Annotated in this window: 3 protein-coding genes and 1 tRNA gene; 3 read left to right on the plus strand and 1 reads right to left on the minus strand. The window is 66.5% G+C overall.

Annotated features, from left to right (window positions below):
• On the minus strand, positions 1–294 hold a 294-nt coding region (locus ACIKT0_RS12475; protein WP_407105651.1), incomplete at its 3' end, for an MBL fold metallo-hydrolase.
• 95 nt (positions 295–389) lie between these two features.
• On the opposite strand from ACIKT0_RS12475, the gene ACIKT0_RS12480 reads away from it, so the two are divergent.
• The 3 genes from ACIKT0_RS12480 to ACIKT0_RS12490 form a co-directional block, all read left to right on the plus strand.
• Positions 390–464, plus strand: a tRNA-Gln gene (locus ACIKT0_RS12480).
• Positions 465–473: 9 nt separating this feature from the next.
• Entirely contained in the window at positions 474–2,573 is a 2,100-nt protein-coding gene (locus tag ACIKT0_RS12485; protein ID WP_407105652.1) for a DUF6538 domain-containing protein, read from the plus strand.
• 1,208 nt (positions 2,574–3,781) lie between these two features.
• A partial coding sequence (locus tag ACIKT0_RS12490; RefSeq protein WP_407105653.1) for a beta strand repeat-containing protein occupies positions 3,782–5,370 on the plus strand: 1,589 nt, incomplete at its 3' end.

Raw genomic sequence — 5,370 nt, forward strand, 5'->3', positions numbered from 1 at the left:
CGCGGCGGCGAGCGCGGCCGCGCCCGCGGTGTGGTCCATATGGGTGTGGGTCGCCACCACATACCGCACCGTCTCGCCCGCGACCGCGCGCAGCAAGGAGGCGCGGTGCGCAGGATCGTCCGGCCCCGGATCGACGATCGCGACCTGGCCGCGGCCGACCACATAACTGGCGGTGCCCGTAAAGGTGAAGGGCGAGGGATTGGGTGCCACGATGCGGCGCACCAGCGGGGCGACCTCGACGACCGCGCCGGGCTGCGCCTCCGCGCTCAGGTCGAGGTCGAGGTCGTCGCTCATCACCGGCCCTGTTCGGCTCCCCGAAATGTTGGCGGTTGCGGGCGCTCCCGCGCGCCGCTATCCATCGCCCACGGCGAGCGGCCATAGCCGCTCGGTGGGGCGTCGCCAAGCGGTAAGGCAGGGGATTTTGATTCCCCCATGCGGAGGTTCGAATCCTCCCGCCCCAGCCAAGCACATCTTTGGCCCAAGAACCTCTTGGATCTTCCGTTCCAGCTGGGGAGTCCAGCCGCGAGGTGGGGCACAGTCCGGGGTCACAAGCCTGGGTCACGCGCCTCAACCGCCGGCGAAACACTCTGAACGCGCGCCTGAAGCGAAGGCGCAGTCCCATGGGTCGGGTTTCAAATCTCGCGCGGCGCGGCGCCGTCTATTACTGGCGCCGCAGGCTGCCCGCCGAAATCGCTTGTCGGATTGGCAAATCACACCTGGAAATTTCATTGCGCACGATGGATTCGCGGATCGCACGTTTCCGGGGAGCGCAGATGTCAGCACTCGCCGAGCGTCTGTTCGCTATGCCGATCTCCGCAATCCTCACCAAGCAGCAGGCCAGCGACCTGTTCACCGCGGCCTTCACGATGCATCTCGTCAAGATGATGCAGCTGAGGGAAATCGACCGCGCCGACGGCCGCAACCTCGAAAACATCGCCGAGCTCGAGCGCGCGAGAGGCCACGCCTATCTGATGCTGTCGGAGTTTGGCGCAGCCCCGTCGTCCGGAGAGCGCCAGCACCTGCTCTCACGCGGGTTGAGCGAACCGGGCGCGGATCGCGCCCTCCAGCAGCTCGAAGAGCTCCGCACGATAACGGCTTCGGCAACATCGGTCGGTCGGATCCAGAAGCTGCTTTCGACCATCGGAGCCGAGCCGAACGCGCGCAACGTGACGGCCTCGAAAAACATCTACTATCGCGCGCTTGGCGAAGCCCTGATCCGAAGCGCGGACATGGTCAACCTTGATCTGCCCTACGACGACCTCGTGGCGGAGGCGGTCGCGGCGCTTCTGGAAGAAGGAGCCCCGATCGACCGTGCGGGCGAGCTCGCCGCAACTTCGCCCCGGACGCCCTCCCCCGCGCCGAGCAATGTGGCGAACGCTCAGGATACGAACAGGAGCGCCGCAGTCGGCCCAACCATCGTGGCGCTCGGCGATCGCCTCTGCGCGAACAAGCAGGGCGACGATCATCACTGGACGCCGAAGACCGCCTCGCAGGCCCGTTCGATCTTCAATCTGCTCCAGCGCTTCATGAGCGAGAGCCATGGATCGGATCGGATCGCCGATCTGAGACAGGACCGCCTCGCCGCGTTCGATGTCCTGTTGCGTCGGACCCTTCCCAAAACGTATGGCAAGAGCCCTCACGACAAACTCAGGACCATCCGCGAGTTCGAGGACAGCGCGAAGGGGCCGCAAAGCGCGGAACGCGGTCTCGAAATCGGCACGCGCAACAGGCACTGGACCTTCATCGGCCAGCTGATCGAGTTCGCAAAATCAAGCGGCGAGACCGTGGACGAGCGGCTCGACGCGTCCAAATTTCACCAGCGTCAGAACAAGCCGGCTCGCCGACAACGGCCGGTCCCGAAGGAGGACGCCGTCGCGGGCCTTTTCGGGTCCACGATCTACACCGGCTACGCCCATTGGCGCAGGCTCGCCAAACCCGGACCGCTCGTCCTTCACCGGGCCGCTTACTGGGTCCCGATCATACTGGCTTACTCCGGCATGAGACGCGACGAGGCCTGCGGCCTGGCCGTCGATGATGTCGGCTTCGTTGACGGCGCAGCCTATTTCATGGTTCGCGGAAACAAATTCCGGCGCCTCAAGAACGAGGTGTCTGAGCGGAACATCCTCGCTCATCCCGAACTCATCCGCCTCGGCTTCGTCGGCTATGTCGAGAAAATCAGGGCCGTCGGCCATGAGCTGCTGTTTCCTGATCTCTACTCAGCCTCGTCAAGGGGCCAGCTGGGAGACCGCTTCTACAAGGAGATCGCGTCGGTCATCAAAAAGTACGCCGCCTCGCCCCATGGCTACCGTCACTTCTTCAACGACCAGCTCAAGAAGGCCGGCGTAGCGGAAGAGTTTCGCCAGGATCTGATGGGCCACACAGGCAGGTCGGAGACGACCAACCGCTATTGCGACCCGATTGAGGTCATGAAGCAGCGCAAGCTTCTGGAGAAGCTTCCCACACTGACGAAGCACCTGAAACCGGTCGAAGTCCAGCTGCTCGACTGGGTCGCAAACCGTGAAGCCGCGCCTTGGGCGAAAGCCTCTCGCCGAGCGGCTCTTCTGCGAGCCTGAACGACCGGCGGCCGAGGACTTGCCTCTGCCGGTGGTCGTCGCGGTATTCGGCGATGTGAGGAGATTTTGATGTGATGACATCATCAGATCGCGAGCCGCCGCGACGGCCTGTCTGACGGCATCTCCCCGGTCCAGCCCTGCTGAAACGAGGCGCTTGCGCGCAGAAGCGTTTCGGCTCGGGGGGCCGAGGGGCGACAAACCCCTCCCCGACATCGGGCTCAGCGTCGTTCGGGATCCGGAACACTCCGGTCGTGTAGCCGATGTCGATGCCGATCGCGTCGCCCCTTGGCATCGGGCGCCCCATCGCCTCCGGGGCCCTGACGATAAGACCAATCCGGCCCGAGGCGTCCACAACCAGATCGGCCCTGATATCCTTGGCCTCTCCGTTCTCGTCGTCGACGCGGACGCCGGTCGCCCGACTTCCGTCAGGAGCCGTGGAAACGCCAAGCGCGGCGACCCCGCGGCGGATCGTGACGTTGGTCTGCGCCTTTAGCCTTTGGCTGATGACGCGTTCCAGAACCGGTCGCGTGGCAGCGAAGGTCGGGCATGGAATCCGGCGCTGGGGCAATGCGCCGACGCCGGGCACTTCCTGTCGTGTATCCCAGCCGGCCGAGAGGGGAAGCGCGCCGGCTTCGGTCAGCGCCTGGCTGAGGCCAGGAGGAGACCGGCAGCTGCTCGAGCGCGGCGATCGCTGGCATGCGCGCCGCCCAGTCGAAGCCGTTCTTCGTGAAGATCCGGACCTGCCCGCCGTCGACGGGGCACGCTCGCTCCCCCCCGCAATCTGCCGGACCAGCTACCAGCGGTTGTTGATCGCAGGATTAACACCGACCGCGCGCTTGATTTCGGTGTTTCCGCGCCATCAATGTACATTTCAAATTAGCCGACGAATAGAATTGGACGTTGCAAGGCGTCCAGCGGGACAAGTGTCGATCGCAGGATGGCGGCGGGGGACGTATAATGGAAAATTATAACCAAATTTACATCAAATCGCACCTCAGACGCGCGGGCTGACATCGCGTCTATTGGTCATCCTAACCTTCGGCTACGGCTTGACTCGGCGGCGCGAAAGGATCTCCGCGCCGCCTCTCATCTGAAGATGATCGCTGGATCCGGCGATCGGGACATGCGCGAACGCGGCCCGCAGCCGTGACGTTCTGGACTGCGCCCCGCCCCGGGGAGCGGCCGCAAGAGCTTCTTGGAGCCAGAAGATGAGCCGACTAATAAATCCAATGGTTCTGTCGATCGTCTTCACCGTCGAGGCGGGGTTCTTCGGAAGCGCAGCTCTCGCGCAGCAGTATATGGGCTATGACGACACGCTGAGCGGCTCCTACAATTACACGATCTCCGGCCGCCCGGGCTTCGCGGTGGAGCAGCTGGGGAGCGTGACCGACGCGACGCCCCTCTCTCTGACGAGCTCCGGCGCGAGCGTCACGTTCACCAACCCCTCGGCGTCGACCGCTCAAGGGGTCATCGGGGGCATCTACCAGTCGACCCTCGGAAACGGCGGAGACAAGGGCGAGCCGCCCGGCGCAGGCACTCCGACAGGATCGATCACCACCAACCTGAGCCTGCTCGACATGGAGCTCGCCTTCACGCCCGGCTCGATACCGATGAACGCCGTATTCGGGCTCTACGTCCAGACACACGGGGGGACGGGAGGCGACAGCACCAGCCATGACTACAGCGGCGCGCCTGGCTCCGCGGCGGGCGTTGTCGATCTGACGCTCAGCAACAGCACCATCTCGGTGAACACCAACGCGCAGACCCCCAAGGGGGCGGCCGTGTTCGTCGAGCAGATCGGCGGCGCCGGCGGCGCCGGCTATCACGACCAGTCCGCGGGGCTCGGCGGCGGCAGCGGTCCGGCGACGATCAAGGTGACGGACAGCACGATCTCGGCCAAAGGCGACCACATGGGCGGCCTCGTCGCCAGACAGACCGGCGGCGCGGCCGGCGTGGCCGACGGCGACGACAACGACAACAGCAATGGCGCCATCGGCGGCAGCGGCAACGCTCTGACGATCACGCTCGCACAGGGCTCCGGCGACGGGAACGTCATCTCGACGGCCGGCTCAACCGCGTCCGGCGTCTCCGCCGTAGCGGCCGGCGGCAATGGCTCGACCGGCGGCGACGACGGCATCGGGGTCAGCATCAACGTCACGCCCGGCAATGGCGGCGACGGCGGCAACGCCGGACACGCCGCCGGGCTGACCGCGGTGTCGGTGACCACCACCGGCCTGCTCGCGATCACCACGACAGGCTCGGATTCGTCGGGCATCGAGGCGAAAGCCCAGGGCGGAAAAGGCGGAAACGGCGGCGAAGCGCGCGGCACCGGCATCACCCCCTCTGCGGCCGGCGCCGGCGGTCGCGGCGATTCAGTGAGCGTCAGCGTCGGCGCCGGCGCGACGATCAAGACCAGCGGCTCTTCATCGAGCGCCGTTCTGGCCTCCGCGAAGGGCGGCCAAGGCGGCATGAGCGGGACGGTGGACGCCGTCGGCACCTTCTCCCAAGGCCAGCCCGGTGGGGCCGGCGGCGCCGCCGAGCTCGTAACGGTCTCGGCGGACGCCGGCGTCACGCTCACCACCTCGGGCGATTCATCGAACGGGATAACGGCTCTCAGCATCGGCGGCGACGCCGGGGACGCCGGGGCGATCACCGCCGGCCTGGGCGACGGTCATGGCGGCGACGGCGGCCGCGGCGGGGATTCGGGCGGCGTCGCCGTCACGTCGGGAGCGACCATCGACACGTCGGGCGCCACCGCGCGCGGCATCCTCGTCCAGGCGATGTCGGGCGCGGGCGG

Origin of the sequence: Hansschlegelia beijingensis (assembly GCF_045505405.1) — a bacterium.
GTDB lineage: Bacteria > Pseudomonadota > Alphaproteobacteria > Rhizobiales > Methylopilaceae > Methylopila > Methylopila beijingensis_A.